18 protein-coding genes are annotated in these 17,466 nt (G+C 63.3%); 11 read left to right on the top strand and 7 right to left on the bottom strand.

What is annotated here, in order from left to right:
• The first annotated feature begins 161 nt into the window (after window positions 1-161).
• A complete protein-coding gene (locus Q5H89_RS06290; protein WP_305018453.1) occupies window positions 162-779 on the top strand; it encodes a hypothetical protein in 618 nt (205 codons plus the stop codon).
• Window positions 780-1,208: 429 nt separating this feature from the next.
• Here the strand turns inward: Q5H89_RS06290 and Q5H89_RS06285 are convergent, their stop codons facing one another.
• Window positions 1,209-1,694, bottom strand: a complete 486-nt coding sequence (locus Q5H89_RS06285; RefSeq protein ID WP_305018452.1) for a hypothetical protein — start codon at window positions 1,692-1,694, stop codon at window positions 1,209-1,211.
• Window positions 1,695-1,872: 178 nt separating this feature from the next.
• Between Q5H89_RS06285 and Q5H89_RS06280 the strand changes: the two genes are divergently transcribed.
• Window positions 1,873-2,970: a TonB family protein gene (locus Q5H89_RS06280; RefSeq protein ID WP_305018451.1), complete on the top strand. Its 1,098-nt coding sequence runs from the start codon at window positions 1,873-1,875 to the stop codon at window positions 2,968-2,970.
• An 8-nt stretch (window positions 2,971-2,978) separates the two neighbouring features.
• Here the strand turns inward: Q5H89_RS06280 and Q5H89_RS06275 are convergent, their stop codons facing one another.
• Window positions 2,979-4,637: an FAD-binding dehydrogenase gene (locus Q5H89_RS06275; RefSeq protein ID WP_305018450.1), complete on the bottom strand. Its 1,659-nt coding sequence runs from the start codon at window positions 4,635-4,637 to the stop codon at window positions 2,979-2,981.
• A 104-nt stretch (window positions 4,638-4,741) separates the two neighbouring features.
• On the opposite strand from Q5H89_RS06275, the gene Q5H89_RS06270 reads away from it, so the two are divergent.
• Window positions 4,742-5,980, top strand: a complete 1,239-nt coding sequence (locus Q5H89_RS06270) for a M16 family metallopeptidase (protein ID WP_305018449.1) — start codon at window positions 4,742-4,744, stop codon at window positions 5,978-5,980.
• An 84-nt stretch (window positions 5,981-6,064) separates the two neighbouring features.
• Here Q5H89_RS06270 and Q5H89_RS06265 read toward each other — a convergent pair whose 3' ends face one another.
• Together Q5H89_RS06265 and Q5H89_RS06260 are read right to left on the bottom strand one after the other, a co-directional pair.
• Window positions 6,065-6,406, bottom strand: coding sequence for a hypothetical protein (locus Q5H89_RS06265; RefSeq protein WP_305018448.1), 342 nt, complete (start codon window positions 6,404-6,406; stop codon window positions 6,065-6,067).
• Between the two features lie 133 nt (window positions 6,407-6,539).
• On the bottom strand, window positions 6,540-6,968 hold the full coding sequence (locus Q5H89_RS06260; protein ID WP_305018447.1) for a hypothetical protein: 429 nt from the start codon (window positions 6,966-6,968) through the stop codon (window positions 6,540-6,542).
• A 212-nt stretch (window positions 6,969-7,180) separates the two neighbouring features.
• Here Q5H89_RS06260 and pheS point away from each other — a divergent pair, with 212 nt between their 5' ends.
• The 8 genes from pheS (at window position 7,181) to Q5H89_RS06220 (ending at window position 15,387) form a co-directional block, all read left to right on the top strand.
• Window positions 7,181-8,218 carry a phenylalanine--tRNA ligase subunit alpha gene (gene pheS / locus Q5H89_RS06255; protein ID WP_305018446.1) on the top strand — a complete coding sequence of 346 codons (1,038 nt, stop codon included), beginning with the start codon at window positions 7,181-7,183 and terminating at the stop codon, window positions 8,216-8,218.
• 223 nt (window positions 8,219-8,441) lie between these two features.
• Window positions 8,442-9,758, top strand: a complete 1,317-nt coding sequence (rimO, locus tag Q5H89_RS06250) for a 30S ribosomal protein S12 methylthiotransferase RimO (protein WP_305018445.1) — start codon at window positions 8,442-8,444, stop codon at window positions 9,756-9,758.
• 185 nt (window positions 9,759-9,943) lie between these two features.
• Window positions 9,944-11,566, top strand: coding sequence for a bacillithiol biosynthesis cysteine-adding enzyme BshC (gene bshC / locus Q5H89_RS06245; protein WP_305018444.1), 1,623 nt, complete (start codon window positions 9,944-9,946; stop codon window positions 11,564-11,566).
• 35 nt (window positions 11,567-11,601) lie between these two features.
• The gene (locus Q5H89_RS06240) at window positions 11,602-12,525 is read left to right on the top strand and encodes a hypothetical protein (protein ID WP_305018443.1); all 924 of its coding nucleotides are present in this window, start codon (window positions 11,602-11,604) and stop codon (window positions 12,523-12,525) included.
• Between the two features lie 87 nt (window positions 12,526-12,612).
• Window positions 12,613-13,479, top strand: a complete 867-nt coding sequence (locus Q5H89_RS06235; RefSeq protein ID WP_305018442.1) for a carboxypeptidase-like regulatory domain-containing protein — start codon at window positions 12,613-12,615, stop codon at window positions 13,477-13,479.
• Window positions 13,480-13,505: 26 nt separating this feature from the next.
• Window positions 13,506-14,171 carry a YIP1 family protein gene (locus tag Q5H89_RS06230; RefSeq protein WP_305018441.1) on the top strand — a complete coding sequence of 222 codons (666 nt, stop codon included), beginning with the start codon at window positions 13,506-13,508 and terminating at the stop codon, window positions 14,169-14,171.
• A 3-nt stretch (window positions 14,172-14,174) separates the two neighbouring features.
• Window positions 14,175-14,771, top strand: a complete 597-nt coding sequence (locus Q5H89_RS06225) for a 5-formyltetrahydrofolate cyclo-ligase (RefSeq protein WP_305018440.1) — start codon at window positions 14,175-14,177, stop codon at window positions 14,769-14,771.
• A gap of 88 nt (window positions 14,772-14,859) precedes the next feature.
• Window positions 14,860-15,387 carry an ExbD/TolR family protein gene (locus tag Q5H89_RS06220; RefSeq protein WP_305018439.1) on the top strand — a complete coding sequence of 176 codons (528 nt, stop codon included), beginning with the start codon at window positions 14,860-14,862 and terminating at the stop codon, window positions 15,385-15,387.
• Here the strand turns inward: Q5H89_RS06220 and Q5H89_RS06215 are convergent.
• From Q5H89_RS06215 to Q5H89_RS06205, 3 genes are read right to left on the bottom strand one after another with little or no spacing between them, the layout of a single operon-like run.
• Complete coding sequence (locus Q5H89_RS06215) at window positions 15,371-15,916, bottom strand: GDYXXLXY domain-containing protein (RefSeq protein WP_305018438.1); 546 nt, start codon at window positions 15,914-15,916, stop codon at window positions 15,371-15,373. The genes Q5H89_RS06220 and Q5H89_RS06215 overlap by 17 nt on opposite strands.
• 3 nt (window positions 15,917-15,919) lie before the next feature.
• Window positions 15,920-17,170, bottom strand: a complete 1,251-nt coding sequence (locus Q5H89_RS06210; protein ID WP_305018437.1) for a DUF2157 domain-containing protein — start codon at window positions 17,168-17,170, stop codon at window positions 15,920-15,922.
• Complete coding sequence (locus Q5H89_RS06205) at window positions 17,167-17,457, bottom strand: hypothetical protein (protein WP_305018436.1); 291 nt, start codon at window positions 17,455-17,457, stop codon at window positions 17,167-17,169. The genes Q5H89_RS06210 and Q5H89_RS06205 overlap by 4 nt, the downstream gene beginning before the upstream one ends.
• Between the last annotated feature and the right edge of the window lie 9 nt (window positions 17,458-17,466).

The raw sequence follows: 17,466 nt of genomic DNA, 5'->3' as shown, positions 1-17,466 counted from the left end.
CCCCCCCGCCCGGCCCCGGCCCCGCACCCCGCCCCATTAACACTGACCGGCCCGACAATGCCCCCCCCCCCCCCCCCCCCCCTCCCCCCCCCCCCCCCCCCCCCCCCGCAAATTCCTCAAATACAGCAACTTATAAACTAAGGATTTATACGCCGCACGAATTGCGGGAGCAGGGCGAGCTGGATACGGCACAGTGGTTTGCCCAGGTAGAAAAAGCCTGGGAGAAACATCGCACGGAGAAGAATGAAAAAATAACGGCAACTAAATACCTCAACTGGCAGAACAAGCTCACCGACCAGGATATGGATGCGCCGTTTGTGGTGCTCTATTCGGCTTCGGGTAAAGATGCCAACGCCTACGCCCTGCGTCGGGCCGATTTGGACCTGCCGTTTTTGGCCGATAATAAATCGTATGTCTTTTCCACTTACAACGAGGAAGAAGCCCAGTATTTGGCAGCATTCCTAAACTCCAACCAGGCAAATGAGGCCATGAAGCCTTTTCAATCGACTGGCTTGTTCGGAGCCCGCGATGTGCACCGCAAAATCCTGGACGTGCCCCTACCCCGCTTCTCGGCCACCAACCCGCAGCACCAGGCCCTGGCGGCACTGGGCCGCGAAGCCGCCGCCGCCGTGGCCGCCTACGTGGCCGGTAGCGGCGTGGCCGGCACCGACTACGCGGTGGGCAAGGTGCGCCGCCACCTGCGCCAGGTGGTGCTGGCCGAGGTGCTACCCCGTATCGATGCGGCGCTGGCGGCCCTGCTACCGCCGCCCGCCGCCTAGCCCGCCCGCCCACCCCGGACCTAGAAAAAGCTACCTCGGAGGTAGCTCTTGCTAGGTCCGGGGTAGCTTTTGCTAGGTTCGAAGCAGCTTTTGCTACCTCCGAGGTAGGGGCTGCTACCCCAGAGGCAGGAGTTGCCAGTCCGGAAGCAGGAATTGCTACCTCGGAGGTAGGAAGAGCTACTTCGGAGGTAGCTTTTGCCACCTCCGAAGCAGGAGCTGCTACCTCGGAGATAGCAAAAGCTACTTCGGAGGTAGCAAAAGCTGCCCTGGAGGTAGCGGCGGCTAGTCGCGGGCGGCCTGGTTGCCCCTGGCGGCAGACCCCACCCCCGGCCCCTCCCCTTCGGGAGAGGGGAGCCTTACGCTCGCTTACGTCTGTTTACGGTCGGCTCCCCTCTCCCGAAGGGGAGGGGCCGGGGGTGGGGTTTGGCGCTAGGCCTTCTTGGCGAGGGCCGCGCTTTTACGGCGGCCGGTGGCAATGGGCAGGCTCTGGCGCATATCGTCGTAGGCGGCCTGGGCGCCGGGGGTGGCATTTTGGGCCAGCATCTTCACGTAGTTGTACACCTGAAGGGCCTCCTGGTAGGCATCGGAGCCGGCCGTCATCAGGGTCGAATCGGTGTCGAGGTCGAGGGCGGCCAGGGCCTGCTGCACGGGGGCTAGCCCGGCCAGGGCATCGGCATCGGCCACGAAGGCATCGAAGTCGAGGTAGGCGGGCCGGAAGGTGGGGTTTTGGGCGGCGTAGCGGCGGGCCTTGGCCACAAAATCGACCGAGGCCGGCCCCATCTTCAGCATGTTCTGGCGCTCGTCGGGGGTGAGGGGCGTGAGGTAGGGTTGCAACAGGGCGGCGGCCTTCTGTACATAATCGAGGGCCTTGGCCAGGTCGGCGGGCGGAATGGCGGCGGCAAACAGGTTTTGCATGAGAAAAGGGTGGTTGAATGAAGAAATGAAATAGAAGGTACGGCCAAATATGCGGCAGCGCTTTCATATTTCTACGTTCAGGCTTTTGCGTGGCTCGTGCTGCCGTCGGCCCGGCGGCCAGCCCCGCGGCAACTACGCCGGGCGCGGGCTTACTTGCCGGCGCGTTCACTCCCCAGCCATGCTTTTTTCTCGACTTCGCCCGCTCGCACTAGCGCTGCTGCTGCCCGGCTGGCCATCCTCGGCCGCTGGCCAAACCATAACGCTGCCGGCCAAGGACCCGGTGTACACCTACGTGGAGCAGATGCCCCAGCTGCCCGGCGGGGGCGGCATGGGCGCCATTATAGCCGCCGTGCAGCAGCGCGTGGCGCTGCCCGCCGGCACGGCGGCGGCCAATAACCGCGTGTTTGTCCGGTTCACGGTGGGCCAGCAGGGGCAGGTGGAGGATGCGGCTATCGTCAAAGGAGCGAGCCCCGTTGTCGATGCCGCCGTGCTGGCGGCCGTGCGGCAGCTGCCCACCTTCGCGCCCGGCCAGCAAAACGGCCGGCTCGTGCGCGTTTCGTTCACGCTGCCCATTAGCCCGCCGGGCTTGGTTGTGACGCCGACGCCAACGGCTACGCCCGAGCCTTCCACCGAAGCTAAAGACGGCAACTGGCTGCAAGACAACGACTGGCTCACCGAAACCCACACGCTGGTGCTGGGCGAGGCCGAGCGCAAGCCCGGCGAGGCCGACAGCACCTTTGCGCGGCGGGTGCTGCCACTCTCGTTTGCCTTGTCCAAGGACTTTTTGGCCGCCGCGTGGCGGCCGAGTGCTTACGGCAAGCAGCTGTTTTTCTCGCTGCCGGGCACGGATGCCAACGAGCAAGGGACCGATTTGCTAGTGCTGGACCCGTTTTCGGAGGACCTCTACGCGGTGCACACCTTCACTATTCCCGCGCTGGCCCGCTTCATTCTTGGCTCGCAGGGGGAGGCTACCACGCTCACGGCCATTTTCTTCGCCGATGTAAACCAGGACGGCCAAAAAGAGCTGCTGGCCCTGAGCAAGGGCGGCCTGGTGGAAGCCGGCGAGTGGCAAACCTATTACCAGACGCAGGTTTTCCGGTACCTGGGCCTTAGCAGCACGGGCCGGCCCCAGTACTACGAAGACACCGCCCCGCGGGCCTACCTCGACGGGCTAGCCACCGTGGCCGACGTGCGGCAGGCCCTGGCCCGGCACCAGCCCCCGCGCAAGCTGCCGGCCTCGCAAGCCGCCAAAACTGCCCGGCCCGCCCAAAAATAGCGGCGCCCCTAGCTAGCCCCCGCCGCGGCCCGGCCCGCCGCCCGCCCCGAAAAAAGGCAGCCGCCCAGAAACGTGCCTTCCAAAGCCCGGTAGCCGTGCAGGCCGCCCCCGCCGAAGCCCGCCACCTCGCCCGCCGCAAACAGGCCCGGCACCGGCTGCCCGCCAGCCCCCAGCACCCGCCCGTGCAAGTCGGTGAGCAGCCCGCCCAGCGTTTTGCGGGTAATGAGGTGCAGCCGCACCGCGATGAGCGGGCCATTGGCCGGGTCGAGCAGCCGGTGCGGCTTGGCCGTGCGGATAAGGCGGTCGCCCAGGTACTTACGGGCGCCTCGCACGGCCGTGAGCTGCTGGTCTTTGCCGAACGGATTGGTGAGCTGGCGGTCGCGGTTCTCGATTTCGGCCTGAAGGCTGGCTAGCTCCAGCAGCGGTTTGGGGGTGAGCGCATTCATGCCCGCCACGAGGTCGGGCAGGTTGTTGCGCACTACAAAATCGGCGCCTTTTTCCAGGAAAGCGCGCAGCGGCGGCGTGCCGCCGCCCCGCACCCGGCCCAGGGTTTGCCACACGCTTTTACCCGTCAGGTCGGGGTTTTGCTCGGAGCCGGAGAGGGCAAATTCCTTCTCGATAATCTTCTGGGTCAGCACAAACCACGAGTAGTCGTGGCCCGTGCGGCGCAGGTGCGCCAGGGTGCCCAGCGTGTCGAAGCCCGGGTAGAGGGGCCCCGGCAGGCGCCGCCCCAGGGCATCAAACCACAGCGACGACGGCCCGGGCAAGATGCGAATGCCGTGCATCGGCCAAATCGGGTCCCAGTTCTGAATGCCCTCGGTGTAGTGCCACATGCGGTCTTGGTTGATGAGCTGGCCGCCGGCCGCCTCGGCAATGCCCAGCATGCGGCCATCTACGTGCGCCGGCACGCCCGAAATGAGGCTTTGGGGCGCCTTGCCCAGCCGGGCGGGCCAGTTTTGGCGCACCAGGTCGTGGTTGCCGCCGATGCCGCCGGCCGTCACAATCACCGCTCCCGCGCTCAATTCAAACTCACCGGCTTTTTCGCGGCTGCTGGGCTGGCCGCGGGCTACCTCGCTGGCTACCAGCACGTCGCCGCGCACGCCGGTCACGGCGCCGTTGGTAAGTACCAGCTCATTCACGCGGTGCCGAAACCGAAATTCGAGCCGCCCGCTAGCCTCGGCCGCGCGGGCCTGGGCCACAAAGGGCGCCACCACGCCGGGCCCGGTGCCCCACGTCACGTGGAAGCGCGGCACCGAGTTGCCGGGCCCGCTAGCCCCGTAGCCGCCGCGCTCGGCCCAGCCCACCACCGGAAAAAACCCGATGCCGCGCTGGCGTAGCCAGGCGCGCTTTTCGGTGGCCGCCCACTGCACGTAGGCTTCGGCCCAATGGCGCGGCCAGTGGTCTTCGGGCCGGTCGAAGCCCGCCGTGGCCTGCCAGTCGGCCCAGGCCAGGTCAAAGCTGTCGCGGATGCCTAGCCGGCGCTGCTCGGGCGAATCAACCAGAAACAGCCCGCCAAACGACCAGAAGGCCTGCCCGCCCAGGCTTTGGGCGGGCTCCTGGTCGAGCACGAGCACTTTTTTGCCGGCGGCAGTGGCTTCGGCGGCGGCTACCAGCCCCGCCAGGCCCGCGCCAATAATAAGAACGTCAGCGGAAAGCGGTGATTTCATACGGCAAGATAGTCGGCGTGCCGACTACTTTTGCGTACACTTTTTTGGGGCTTGGGCTGTTAAGTTTGCGCCTACCCTAGCCGCCCGCCGGGCGCGCCTTTCTTATGATTCACTTTCAGGAATTTACCCTACCCAACGGCCTGCGCTGCTTGGTGCACGAAGACTTTACCACGCCGCTGGCCGTGCTCAATATCCTGTACGATGTGGGCTCGCGCGATGAGAGCCCCGACCAGACGGGCTTCGCACACTTGTTTGAGCACCTGATGTTTAGCGGCTCGGTCAACATCCCAAGCTACGACGAGCCCCTGCAGAAAGTGGGCGGCGAAAACAACGCCTTCACCTCGCAGGACATCACCAACTACTACCTCTCACTGCCGGCGGTCAACATCGAAACCGGCTTCTGGCTCGAAAGCGACCGGATGCTGGACTTGGCCTTCTCCGAAAATGGCCTCGACGTGCAGCGCAAAGTAGTGGTGGAGGAGTTCAAGCAGAATTACCTCAACCAGCCCTACGGCGACGTGTGGCTGAAGCTCAAGCCGCTAGCCTATCAAAACCACCCGTATCAGTGGAATACCATTGGTAAGGAAATCAGCCACATCGAAGATGCGGAAATGGCCGATGTGCGCGCCTTTTTCCGCAGGCACTACGCGCCCCAGAATGCTATTCTGGTAGTGGCCGGCGCCGTGGCCTTCGACGAAGTGAAGCGCCTGGCCGAGAAGTGGTTTGGCCCCATTGCGGGCGGCGAGCGCCCGCCCCGCCAGCTGCCCCAGGAACCCGCCCAAACCGAGGCGCGCCACGCCGAGGTTACGGCTGCCGTGCCCCTGAGCGCCCTTTACAAGGCCTACCACATGCCCGCCCGCCTCGACCCGCGCTACCACGCCGTAGACCTGCTCGGCGATTTGCTGGGCCGGGGTAAAAGCTCGCGCCTGCACCAGCGCTTAGTGAAAGATTTGCAGCTGTTTAACAACATTTCGGCCTCCGTAACGGGTGCCCTCGACCCGGGCCTGCTCGTGGTGAGCGGCAAGCTCAACGCCGGCGTGGCCCTGGCCGAAGCCGACCGCGCCGTGGAGACTGTCGTGGCCGAGCTGTTGCAAGCTGATGTGCCCGCCGACGAACTGCAAAAAGTAAAAAACCAAGCCGAAACGGGCTTGGTTTTCGGCGAGATTGAGCTTCTAAACCGCGCGCTAGCCCTAGCCATCGGCAAGCTGCTCGGCAACGCTAACCTCGTGAACGAGGAGCCCGCCCAGCTGCAAGCCGTGACGCCCACCGACGTGCGCGCCGCCGCCGAGCTGGTGCTGCGTCCCGAAAATTGCAGCACGCTGTATTACCAGGCGGCCGAGTAGCTGGCTAGCAGGCAGGATAAACAAAGTGCCGTGCGCGTCTGGCTAGTGCCAGATGCGCACGGCACTTTGCTTTCCCCAAGAATACTACTTAGGCGTAGCTAGGGTGGTTTTGGTGCGGCCGGCGGGCTTGGGAGCCGGGCCGTCGTAGGAGGGCGTGTTTTTACCGTTATCGGTTACGTTTACGGGCTCGCCGGGGGCAGCGTAGCCGTTGTCGCCCTTGCCGTTATCGTTGGTGCCGCGCAGCGGGTCGGCGGCGCGGGCAGCGGGCGAGGTATTAGGCACCGAGCGCGTAGTGGGCTTGGTGGTAGGCATCCGCTTCACGCGGTGCGTGGGCAGGTGCGTGGTGGGCTGGGTTTGGGCGTGGGCCACCTGCACCTGCAGGACTAGCCCCAGAGCTGCCACGGAGAGCGGGCGCAAGGAAAGCATAGATATTCGGTAAAATGAAGTGAACCGCCGCCACAAAAGCAGCCGCTAGGCCCACCTAGTACGCAAAACGGTCCCGAAAGGCTGGCTTTCGGGACCGTAGCAAAGGCAGAAAAAAGAAGAGAAAAGCCGGCGGCTAGCGCGAAGTGGAGAGAGAGGTGCTGGCTACCTCGTGGCGCAGTGGGCGCCCGTTGTAGTCGGTCGTTACGCCGTGGCCTACTTGGTTGAGGGGCATGCCGGGGGCTACCGATACGTTCATGGTGGGGCGGTGCGGGGCGCCGTTGTCAGCCTGAGGTAGCGGCTCGTTGCTCCAGCCGTTCCAGCTAGTGCTGGCGGTAGCATCGGGCTGGGCCGGGGCCACGGCAGCGGCTTTGGCAGCCGCCGCTTCAGCTTTGGCGGCGGCTTCGGCGGCACGGCGCTCGCGGGCCGTCAGGGCCTTGGGGCGGGCTATCGGGTGGCTGTAGGCGCCGGCCACGGGTTTGGCAGCGGGAACGGTTTGGGCCGACGCCGCCTCAGTGGCGAAGATGGCGACACCTAGCAGCGGAAGGAGGAAACGACGGAACATGGTAAAGAAGGAAAAGGAGTGGGAGATGCTGAATGCTGAAAAGGCTTTTGCAAAGGCGGTGCCAGACTTTGTAAAAGCCGGGAGCTGGCTACCTGGCATTGAGTTGCGATTCTTTATAATCTACTGATTTACAAAGAATTTATTTTATATCAGCCTCGAAATACCCGTCCCTTTTACATAGGCTTGCTGCCCGCCGTACCTTTGTGGGTATCATGCAGGAATCTATTTCGGGCCTAGCCGCCGAGGTGGCCGCCGCCGACGTCAGCACCGCCGCCGCCCTCGACCAGTTTCGCCTTCTCTACCTGGGCCGCAAGGGCCGCCTGGCCGACCTGTTCGACCAGCTCAAAACGGTACCCAACGAGCAGAAGCGGGCCGTGGGCCAGCAGCTCAACGGCCTCAAGCAGCAGGCCCAGGCCCGCTTCGACGAGGCCCAGCAGGCCCTCGAAGAGGCGAGCGCCAACCAGCCCGCCGACGCGGGCTTCGACTACACGCTGCCCACCGTGCCGCACGCGCTAGGCACCCGCCACCCGCTGAGCCTGGTGCGCGAGCAAATGCTGCGCATCTTCAGCCGCATTGGCTTTGCGGTGGCCGAGGGGCCCGAAATCGAGGACGACTGGCATAACTTCACGGCCCTCAACTTTCCCGAAAACCACCCGGCCCGCGATATGCAGGACACGTTTTTCGTGCCCGCCGTGGAAGGCGACGACCAGCCCAGCCTGCTGCGCACCCACACCAGCACCGTGCAGGTGCGGGTGATGGAAAACGAGCCGCTGCCCATCCGCCGCGTGATGCCGGGCCGGGTGTACCGCAACGAGGCCATTTCGGCGCGGGCGCACATGCTGTTTCACCAGGTAGAGGGCCTCTACATTGATGAGAACGTGAGCTTTGCCGACCTCAAGCAGACGATTTACTACTTTGTGCGGGAGCTGTTTGGCGAGGATATCAACATCCGCTTCCGGCCCAGCTACTTCCCCTTCACCGAGCCTAGCGCCGAAATTGACATTACCTGCCTCATCTGCAAGGGCGCGGGCTGCAATATCTGCAAGGGCACCGGTTGGGTCGAGATTGGCGGCAGCGGCATGGTAGACCCCAACGTGCTGGAAAACTGCGGCATCGACTCCGAAAAGTACTCGGGCTATGCCTGGGGCATGGGCATCGAGCGCATTACTATGCTCAAGTATCAGGTCAAGGACCTGCGCCTGTTCACCGAAAACGACGTGCGTTTCCTGCGCCAGTTCGAGGCGTTGTAGCAGCACCTTAGCGGCTAGCCCCAACTCCTAATGGAAACCCTAACTAGCTGAGCCGTGTTGCTCAGCTTCGACTTCGCTTTAAGCTTATCAGCTAATAGGTTAATAATTAAAAAAGGTCGTCATGCTGAACGCAGTGAAGCATCTCGCCCGCTTCGTTGAGCCGATTATTCAATGATGCGAGCGAGATACTTCACTGCGTTCAGCATGACAAACGCGAGAAAATATGAAAGTTAGAACGCTTAAACAAAACAAGGTCAACGTTATAACGCTGGGCTGCTCCAAGAATCTCGTCGATAGCGAGGTACTCATGGGCCAGCTCAAGGCCAACGACTTTTTGGTGACGCACGAGGCGAAGAAGTCGGACGCTAACATCGTCATTATCAATACCTGTGGCTTTATCGACAACGCCAAGCAGGAAAGCATCGACACCATTCTGCGCTACGCAGATGAAAAAGAAGCCGGCAAGCTCGAAAAGCTATACGTAACGGGCTGCCTCTCGCAGCGTTACAAAGACGAGCTGGAGGTCGAGATTCCGCAGGTCGATGCCTATTTCGGCACCCTGGAGCTGCCCCAGATGCTGAAAGTGCTGGAAGCCGACTACAAAAAAGAGCTGGTGGGCGAGCGCCTGCTTACTACGCCCAAGCACTACGCCTATTTCAAAATCGCGGAGGGCTGCAACCGCCCGTGCTCGTTCTGCGCCATCCCGCTGATGCGCGGCAAGCACGTAGACCGGCCCATGGAAGACCTCGTGACCGAGGCCAAGCGCCTGGTCGGCATGGGCACTAAGGAGTTGATTCTCATTGCCCAGGACCTGACCTACTACGGCCTGCAAGCCTACGGCGAGCGCAAGCTGCCCGAATTGCTGGAGCGCCTCAGCGACGTAGCCGGTGTGGAATGGCTGCGCCTGCAATACGCCTACCCCTCGCAGTTTCCGCTAGCGGCGCTGGATGTGATGCGCGAGCGCGACAACATCTGCCGCTACCTCGATATGCCCTTGCAGCACATTTCGGATAACATGCTGAAAACCATGCGCCGGGGCATCACGGGCCGCCGCACCAAGGAACTGGTGCGCGAGATTCGCGACCGGGTGCCGGGTATTGCGCTGCGCACCACACTCATCGCGGGCCACCCTGGCGAAACGGAGGAAGATTTCGCCGAGCTGTGCGAGTTTGTGCAGGAGTCGAAGTTTGAGCGCCTGGGCATCTTCACTTATTCGCACGAAGAGAATACTCATTCGCACACCCTGGTAGACGACGTGCCGGCCGAGGTAAAGCAGGAGCGCGCCGACCGCATCATGGAAATCCAGCAACAGATATCGCTGGATTACAACGAGTCGCGCGTGGGGCAGACGTACAAGGTGCTCTTCGACCGGCTGGAGGGTGGCTACTACGTAGGCCGCACCGAGTTCGACTCGCCCGAGGTAGACAACGAAGTACTGGTGCTGGCTACCAACGACTTGCATATTCCGCCGGGCAGCTTCGCCAACGTGCACATCACCGGCGCGTCGGACTTCGATTTGTACGGCGAGGTGGTGCGCTAGCCGCGTCAATATTGTTGGTCATGCTGACGAAGGAAGCATCTCGCTAGACTGGTAATTTCACTGATTACTACCCTAATAAGATGCTTCCTTCGTCAGCATGACAGCCGTAGTGAGTGTCCTATCGCCAACCTTTCCTGCCTAGCCGGGTTTTGGCCTGAATTCCGCGCTCACTTTTCCCTGCGCTCATGGCCGCTGCCGACTGTATTACCCTGCCCTACGCCGCTACCGGCGCCTTTTCGGGCCTGCTGACTGATTACCTGGCCCAGAAGCCGGCGCTGGCGCCTTTCTACCATCGCTTCCCGGAGTTAGCCAGCTTCGCGGCCCAAATCGAGGAAAAAAAGGCGAACTATTCGCCCGAAGCCCGCCAGCGCCTCGTAGCCGACCTACGCGCCCAATATGCCGAGCTAGGGCCTGAGGTGCCGCCCGCCGTGGCGGCCAACCTCGATTTGCTGGCCCGCGACACTACGTTTACCATCACCACGGGGCACCAGCTCAACCTGTTTACGGGGCCGCTGTACTTTGTGTATAAGATAGTTACGGCCATCAAACTGAGCCAGGAGCTGAAAGCTGCTCATCCGGAATACGACTTCGTGCCGGTGTACTGGCTAGCCACCGAGGACCATGACTTTGCCGAAATCAACCACTTCCAGCTGTTTGGCAAAACGCACAGCTGGGCTGGCCCTGGCGCGGGCGCCAGCCTCGGCGGGCCGGTGGGCCGGCTAGGCCTGCAAGGCCTGCAAGAGGAACTGCTGAGCCAGCTGCCGCCCGAGGTGCCGGCCGCCTTCCGCGCTGCCTACACCGGCAGCCAAACCCTGAGTGAGGCCACCCGCCGGCTAGCCACCAGCCTCTTCGGCAAATACGGCCTGGTGTGCCTCGACGCCGACCGGCCGGCACTGAAGCAAGCGCTTAAGCCTTTGCTGGCGAAGGAGATAAAGGAACAGTTTTCCAATCAGGCAGTGCAGGCTACCAACGCCCGCCTCACGGCCGCCGGCTACAAGCCGCAGGTGTATTCGCGCCCGCTCAACCTGTTTTTCCTCACCGATGCCGGCAAGCGCGAGCGTCTGGAGCCCGACGCCGCTCCCGGCGCCGACTGCACCCAGGTAACGGTGCGCGGCACCGCCCGCTGCCACTCGCAGGCCGAACTGCTGGCCCTGGCCGCCGCTGAGCCCGAGCGCTTTAGCCCCAACGTGGTGCTGCGCCCGGTGTACCAGGAGCTGCTGCTGCCCAACCTCGCCTACATCGGCGGCGGAGCCGAGGTGGCCTATTGGTTTCAACTGAAAGACGTGTTTGCGGCGCTGGGGGTGCCCTACCCCATTGTGCTGCCCCGCAACTCGGCCATGTACCTGAGCCGCGCTAACGCCGGCAAGCTCGCCAAGCTGGGCCTCAGCACCTTCGATATTTTCAAGCCTCTAGCCGAGCTGAAAAAGCAAGTCGGCGCGCAGCTAGGCCAAGAGGAAATTAGTCTGGCTGCGCAGCAGCAGGCGCTGGCCGCTGCCTTCGAGCAGGTGCAGGCCCTAGCCCAACGCCTCGACCCCACGCTGGTAAAAACCGTGGCCGCCGAGGCTCAGAAAGCCGCCGGCAGCCTGGCCGGCCTCGAAAAGCGCCTCAGCAAAGCCGCCGAGGCCAAGCACGAAACGGCCTACGCCCAGCTTACTGCGCTCAAAGACAAGCTCTTCCCCGACGGCGGCTTGCAGGAGCGCACCGACAACGTGCTCAGCATTTTGATTAATAACCCCGGCTTTATCGGGCAGCTGCTAGCCTGCTTCGAGCCGCTGAAGCTGGAGTTTGCGGTGGTGCAAGAGGGGTAGCGTACTTTTAAGGCCTCTCAGTTAATCTGTTCGCTTTGGCCTTTTTTCAGCAGCTTCGCCAACTTTTTACTACCCCAGCCGCGCCAATCTATGACCCCTCTTTTGGCCTGCTTGATGATTTAGGTATCGGGCCAATGTTGCAACAGCAGCAATGGAACCAGTTAGAGGCAGTGGCGGCGAAACTAATGCCCGACGACCTGACGCGGCTTCTGGACGGGCTATGCCTAACTGATACTTATAGCAAAGCCTTAGCTAGCTATAGCCGGTCGGGCGACTCAGACTTTCGTTGCTTGGCAGCGGGGGTACACGCCACTTATGTGGCCTGGCAAATTCGTGGAGGAGCTTATGCCAAGTACGTAGGCAAGCAGCAACTCGAAGGCTTCGCCAAGCATCTGAATACGGCGTATCAGCATCTTACCACCACTTTTAACTCAGCTACTTATCAGGCTGAGGCAGCAGCCCGCACCGTGCGGGTGGCTATGGGGCTAAGCGAGCCCGATTTGGCCCGGGAGGCGTTTACGCGCTGCCTGGCCTTGGCTCCTGCGCACCTGCAAGCGCACTTGTTCTACTTCAATTTCCTCACCCCAAAATGGTTTGGCAGCGAGGAAGTGCTAGAAGAATTTGGGGAGGCTGCCCCTACGCCTGCCTTGGGCCAGTTACTAGAGGCAATGTACCTAACGGAGCTATTTTCTATTCACGACGATAGTTCGGCAGCAGTGCAGCAGCAGTTTCGCAACCATTACGCCCAGCAATTAGCGCAGCTAACCGCGCAAAGCCGCCCGCTAACCGATGGCTCGCTATACGCCGTTTATTTCAACAATTATCTAGCTTGCCTAAACCATCTGCTAGGGCATCTGGCCGCGCGCAATAGCTTTTTGCAAGTCTTGGGCCGCTACATCACGCCTTATCCATGGGCTTATTTTGGCCTGGACTGGGCAGCGGTGCAGAAGCTTGTTTAGCACATCTTGGTAGGCAACTATCAACATGTTCACCGCATCTTCACAGAGCCTGGCGCTGCCCCGGCGCTGGGCTCTTTCTTTGTGGCCATGTTTCGCTCTCTGCTGCTCGCTTCGCTGTTGGTTTTATTGGCTAGGGTCAGTGTGTTGGCGCAGCCCATCAGTGGGCGCGTGACGGATGCCAACACCGGGCAGGCGCTGCCGTTTGTGAATATCGGGGTAGTGGGCAAGGCGCTGGGCACGGTCAGCAACGAGCAGGGGCAGTACGGGCTGGTATTTCAGGATAAGTTAGCCGACGATACCGTGCGGGTGTCGTACCTGGGCTACCGGCCGCAGCTACTCACGCTACGGCAGCTGCGCGCCCGGCCCGCGCTGGCGCTGAGCCCGGCCGCTGTGGCGCTGGGCGAGGTGCGGGTAAAGGGCAAAAGCCGGGGCTGGCGCGACCGCACGCTGGGCTTTAGCGGCAACTCTGAAAACTCGACGCTCAGCCTGGAGCCCAAGGACCTGGGCGCCGAAACGGGCACCGTTATCTACCTCAAGCACAAGCCAACCAAGGTACTGCAAGCCAATTTTAACGTGGCCTACAACCACGTGGGCACCGTGACGCTGCGCGTGAACCTCTACCGCCTCGACGCCAAGGGCCGCCCCACCAGCGAGAAGCTGCTGCGCCGCGAAGTGCTGGTGCGCACGGCCGTCGCGCACGGCCCCCTCACGGTAGACCTGACGCCCGATGACCTGCTGCTGACCGAGAACTTCTTCCTGTCGCTGGAGTGGGTGGGCGGGGCCGATGCCGCTGCGCTGCACAAGGGCCTGGCCTTTTCGGCGGGCATTGGCTACGCCGACAACGACATTTACTTTCGCAGCACCAGCCAGGCTAGCTGGGAGCGGATTTCGGCTGGCGCGGCGCTGGCCGGCATGCAGCCCAAGCTCAGCTTCTACGTCACGGCGCAAGACTAACGCGCTCGTTTTCCTACTGCTACCTTATGCCCGAACCCGCTACACCTTTGGGCCCCGAGGCCGTTGGGATTACGGAACGCACGCTGTTTCTCAAAATTTGGCGTCATCCAACGGCCACGCTAGGCTTCATTCTCGCCAATTGCCCCGGCGCCTACGTCACCCAACTGCTGGTGCTAGGAGGCATTGCCAGGGCCGTCGGCCGCATTAAGCCCTCCCAGGTGCACGATGCCTCATCGGCTGGCAATGCGCTGCTGCTGGCGGCACTGCTGGGCGGGGCCTTCGGCTGGGTTACCTACTATTTCTACGCCTGGGGCCTGAGTTTGTGCGGCCAGTGGATGGGCGGCCGGGCTACCGCCGACACCCTTAAAACGGTGTTGGCCTGGGCGCTGGTGCCCACGATAGTTTCGCTGGCCCCCATGTGCCTGGTTTTGGATATAAGCAGCGGCGATTCGTTTCGCCGCGAAGTCATTGACCTGCCCTTGTCCAACGAAACGCTCCTATATGCTCTGAGCGGCCTCGAGCTAGGGCTGGCAGTTTGGACGTTTTGCATTTTCCTGAGCGGGATTCGGCTGGTACAAGGCTTTGCAGTAGGCCGGGCGGTGCTGAATATGGTGTTGCCGGGGGCTACGCTAGTGCTCTTCGTTGGGGGAATAATGCTGTTGATGAAGGCGCTCGAAACTGCCGTTAATTGAGTTATGCCCATTCTCTCTAAAGCCGCCCTGCGCCGCGCCGCGCTAGCCCGCCGCCAGGCCCTGACGCCGGCCGAAGTGGCCCACCGCAGTACCCAGCTAAGCGCGCAGCTTTTCGCGCATTTTCCGGTGGCGGCGTGGCGCGGGCTACACGTTTTTTTGCCCCTGGCCAGCAAGAACGAGCCCGATACGTGGGCAATAATTCAGCGCATTTGGGCCGAAAAGCTGCCGTTGCGCCTGGCCGTGCCCGTGGTGCAGGCCGATGGCATATCCTTGAAACACTACGAATTAACGGCTATCACCCCGCTACTCGCCAACCGCTGGGGCATTCCCGAACCAATGGCTAGCCTAGCCACGGAGGTGCAGCCCGCGCAGCTCGATGCGGTGCTGGTGCCGCTGCTGGCCTGCGACGCGCAGGGCCAGCGCGTGGGCTACGGCGGAGGGTTTTACGACCGGTTTCTGGCCCAATGCCGGCCCGATGCGTTATTCATCGGCTTGACTATTTTGGATGATGCGCCGGTACCGGCCCTGGCCGATGTGCTGCCTACCGATGTGCCGCTGCACGCCTGCCTTGCGCCGGGCGGAGTGTGGAATTTTCGCTAGGGCAGCATCGAGGAGGGTAGCTGCTACTTGTGGTAGCGCGGCCGGGTGGCGGCGCTGGGTAGCGGCCTCACTCCTACCCCCTTCTCGCATGGCTGCCATCGAACCCTCCGCCCCGAAAACCGGCAAAAAACCGCGCGCCCGCAAGCACAGCTTCCGCCTCGACATGACGCCGATGGTGGACCTGGCTTTTCTGCTGCTCACGTTTTTCATGCTGACGACCACCTTCGCCAAGCCCCGCGTGATGCAGCTGCAAATGCCAGTGAAAGACCCCAACCACACTACCGATGTGCGGCCCGCGCACGCCATGACGATTATTCTGGGCAGTGGGCATCAGGCGTACTATTATTTCGGGCTAGCCCGGCCCGACGACCCTAGCGTGCCGGTGCCCGCGCTGCACACCACCAACTTTGGCCCCAAGGGCATTCGGCAGGCGCTGCTGGCGCGGGGCCGGCAGCAGCCCGCGCCAGTGGTACTCATCAAGGCGGGCCCGCGGGCCAAATACGGCGACATGGTGGATATTCTGGACGAGATGAACATCACCGGCCAGTCGAAATACGCCATCACCGACCTCACGGCCGCCGACCGCCAGCTGCTGCCGCCTAGCGAGCGGCAGTAGACTGCTTGAGCAGCTCAACGCGCTCGATGCGGGCCTGGCCCCAGGGCGCAATGCTGACGCGCACGCGCACGGCCGGGCTGGTTTTGCCGAGGCGCAGGGGGCTGTCGCCGGGCACGTAGTAGCGCTCCAGGTTGTAGCGCAGGCCGAGCGTGTGGTTGTAGACCTCCGTGACCCAGCCGCGCAGCACGGCCTGGCCGGGACTGGGCGTGAGGGTTTTATCGTAGACACCGGCCACGGTGGCGAGGCTGTCGGGGCCGGTGTTGAGCAGCACGTACACCCCTTGCCGGCGCTGCGGGGGGCTAGCCCCCCGCCAGGCCGCCAGGGGCGCTTCGGCGGCGGTGTAGCGCAGGCGCACGAAGCTTTCGTATTGCAGGCCGTGCAAATCGACGGGGCTGGTGGCCAGCCAGATGTGCTGGCCGTAGGCCGTGGTGGCGTAGCCCGCGCCGGCCACGCCCAGCACGTAGAGCACCTGGGCGGCCACCAGCAGTCGCAGCAGCAGGCGGTGAGAGGGAGAAGTGCGCGTGAGCATGGGCTAGGAAGCAGTGGGCGGCGAGCCCGGTGAAGACACGGCGGCCGCGCCCGCCGCCAGGCGCTGGGCGTTGCGCCGGCGCAGGTACCAGCTCAGGCTCAGCAGCAGCACGCCGCCAATCAGGAAAAACAGCGACTTATCCAGAAAAGCCCAGGTGAGCTTGAAGTACGCCACCATCGTGGCCACTACAAAGAGCACGGTGCCTAGTGTGAGCTGCTCGGCCTCGCCCGAGCGGTGGGCGCGGGCCAGCACCGAGCCGGCGTGGGCATACAGCACCACCAGCGTGGCAATGGCCAGCGGCAGCCCGCTAGGCAGGTAAAAGCCCGGCAGCAGCAGCAGCCAGTCGGGCAGCGACACCAAAATGCCCCGTGCCCGCTTGCCGGCCACTGAAAAAGCCAGTACCGCCACCAGCGCGCCCAGGTAGGCCAGCACCGGCGGGCGCAGCCGGTCGGCGTATTGGTCGGTTTCGCCAAATAGCGCCAGGCCGAGGGCAAACAGGTAGGCCGCCACCAGCGAAGGCCCTTGCAGGGCGCGGCCGGCGGCGCGGTTGGGGTGCCAGTCGCCAGCCGCGTAGATGAGCATGGCCGGCACAAAAAACCAGGTGATTTTAGCCTTCGACAGTGCCACCCACAGCGCCACCTGCCACAGCAAGCTCAGGGATAAGATGCTGGCCACCAGCGTATCGGGCCGGCGCCACCAGCGGTAGCCACTGCCCAGCGCCACCAGCCCAATAGTGGCGTAGCTGAACACGCCCAGCGCCTGGGTACAATACGTTTGCACTGCCACGCCAATGATAATTGGCAGCAGCGTGAGCACCTGGCTATCATACAAATAGCTCAGCAGCACGCCCACCACTACCCAGGCTAGCAGGCCGCTCACATCGTAGCCCACCAGTTGGTAGAGCTGGCTAGTGAGGATAATACTGGCCCCAAACAGCACGAGCCCCAGCCCCAGCAGGCCGTGGCCCACCCGGCGGTTGCCGCGCCGCAAAAAGTACTCCCCGCCCGCGTAGGCGGCCAGCAGGCTGCCTAGCAGCAGGCCCAGCCGCACGGCAGTGGGCAGGTTTTGCCAGTTGGCGGCCACCACGCTCAGGGCGCTCAGGCCCACCAAAATGCTGCCCAGCAGCGGCAGCAAACCCACGGCCTGCACGGCATCGGGGGGGTAGCGGGCCAGCAGGCGCTCGCGCTGGGCTTCCGTAATGAGGCCCTCGGCTACCCAGGCGGGCGTTTCGGTTTCTAAGAATTTGCGGCTCATACGGGTTGCGCTGCTACGCTGGCGGGCACGGGCAGGGAGGCCTCCACCAGTTCTTCCACCAGCGCCTCAAGGCCGTGGTACCAGTCGATGTGGGGCGAGGTGACGCCGCAGCCGCCCGGCCGGGGCGGGCAGGTGGTTACGGCCCAGCGGTAGTGGCACTGCGGACAGGTGCCGCCGGTTTCAAACGTGTTCCAGACGTGGCCGCAGCGGCACTGCCAGTGCGCCCCGCCATCGGGCTCCCACTGGCAGGCCGGGCAATAAATTTCGATAGTGGAGTCGGTAGCCATAGCAGAAAA

The sequence above is a fragment of the Hymenobacter cheonanensis genome (assembly GCF_030581075.1).
In the GTDB taxonomy this organism is placed as follows: domain Bacteria; phylum Bacteroidota; class Bacteroidia; order Cytophagales; family Hymenobacteraceae; genus Hymenobacter.
Note: the sequence above shows the minus strand (reverse complement) of the source record. Positions and strands in the feature narration are given on the sequence as shown.

What these genes read in the sequence shown, in the direction of transcription:
- Q5H89_RS06235 (WP_305018442.1), top strand. Translation starts at nt 12,613, where the DNA reads ATGTTTCGCTCTCTGCTGCTCGCTTCGCTGTTGGTTTTATTGGCTAGG.
- Q5H89_RS06205 (WP_305018436.1), bottom strand. Translation starts at nt 17,457, where the DNA reads ATGGCTACCGACTCCACTATCGAAATTTATTGCCCGGCCTGCCAGTGG.
- Q5H89_RS06280 (WP_305018451.1), top strand. Translation starts at nt 1,873, where the DNA reads ATGCTTTTTTCTCGACTTCGCCCGCTCGCACTAGCGCTGCTGCTGCCC.
- Q5H89_RS06270 (WP_305018449.1), top strand. Translation starts at nt 4,742, where the DNA reads ATGATTCACTTTCAGGAATTTACCCTACCCAACGGCCTGCGCTGCTTG.
- Q5H89_RS06225 (WP_305018440.1), top strand. Translation starts at nt 14,175, where the DNA reads ATGCCCATTCTCTCTAAAGCCGCCCTGCGCCGCGCCGCGCTAGCCCGC.
- Q5H89_RS06275 (WP_305018450.1), bottom strand. Translation starts at nt 4,637, where the DNA reads ATGAAATCACCGCTTTCCGCTGACGTTCTTATTATTGGCGCGGGCCTG.
- Q5H89_RS06260 (WP_305018447.1), bottom strand. Translation starts at nt 6,968, where the DNA reads ATGTTCCGTCGTTTCCTCCTTCCGCTGCTAGGTGTCGCCATCTTCGCC.
- Q5H89_RS06265 (WP_305018448.1), bottom strand. Translation starts at nt 6,406, where the DNA reads ATGCTTTCCTTGCGCCCGCTCTCCGTGGCAGCTCTGGGGCTAGTCCTG.
- bshC (WP_305018444.1), top strand. Translation starts at nt 9,944, where the DNA reads ATGGCCGCTGCCGACTGTATTACCCTGCCCTACGCCGCTACCGGCGCC.
- Q5H89_RS06285 (WP_305018452.1), bottom strand. Translation starts at nt 1,694, where the DNA reads ATGCAAAACCTGTTTGCCGCCGCCATTCCGCCCGCCGACCTGGCCAAG.
- Q5H89_RS06210 (WP_305018437.1), bottom strand. Translation starts at nt 17,170, where the DNA reads ATGAGCCGCAAATTCTTAGAAACCGAAACGCCCGCCTGGGTAGCCGAG.
- Q5H89_RS06215 (WP_305018438.1), bottom strand. Translation starts at nt 15,916, where the DNA reads ATGCTCACGCGCACTTCTCCCTCTCACCGCCTGCTGCTGCGACTGCTG.
- Q5H89_RS06220 (WP_305018439.1), top strand. Translation starts at nt 14,860, where the DNA reads ATGGCTGCCATCGAACCCTCCGCCCCGAAAACCGGCAAAAAACCGCGC.
- rimO (WP_305018445.1), top strand. Translation starts at nt 8,442, where the DNA reads ATGAAAGTTAGAACGCTTAAACAAAACAAGGTCAACGTTATAACGCTG.
- pheS (WP_305018446.1), top strand. Translation starts at nt 7,181, where the DNA reads ATGCAGGAATCTATTTCGGGCCTAGCCGCCGAGGTGGCCGCCGCCGAC.
- Q5H89_RS06230 (WP_305018441.1), top strand. Translation starts at nt 13,506, where the DNA reads ATGCCCGAACCCGCTACACCTTTGGGCCCCGAGGCCGTTGGGATTACG.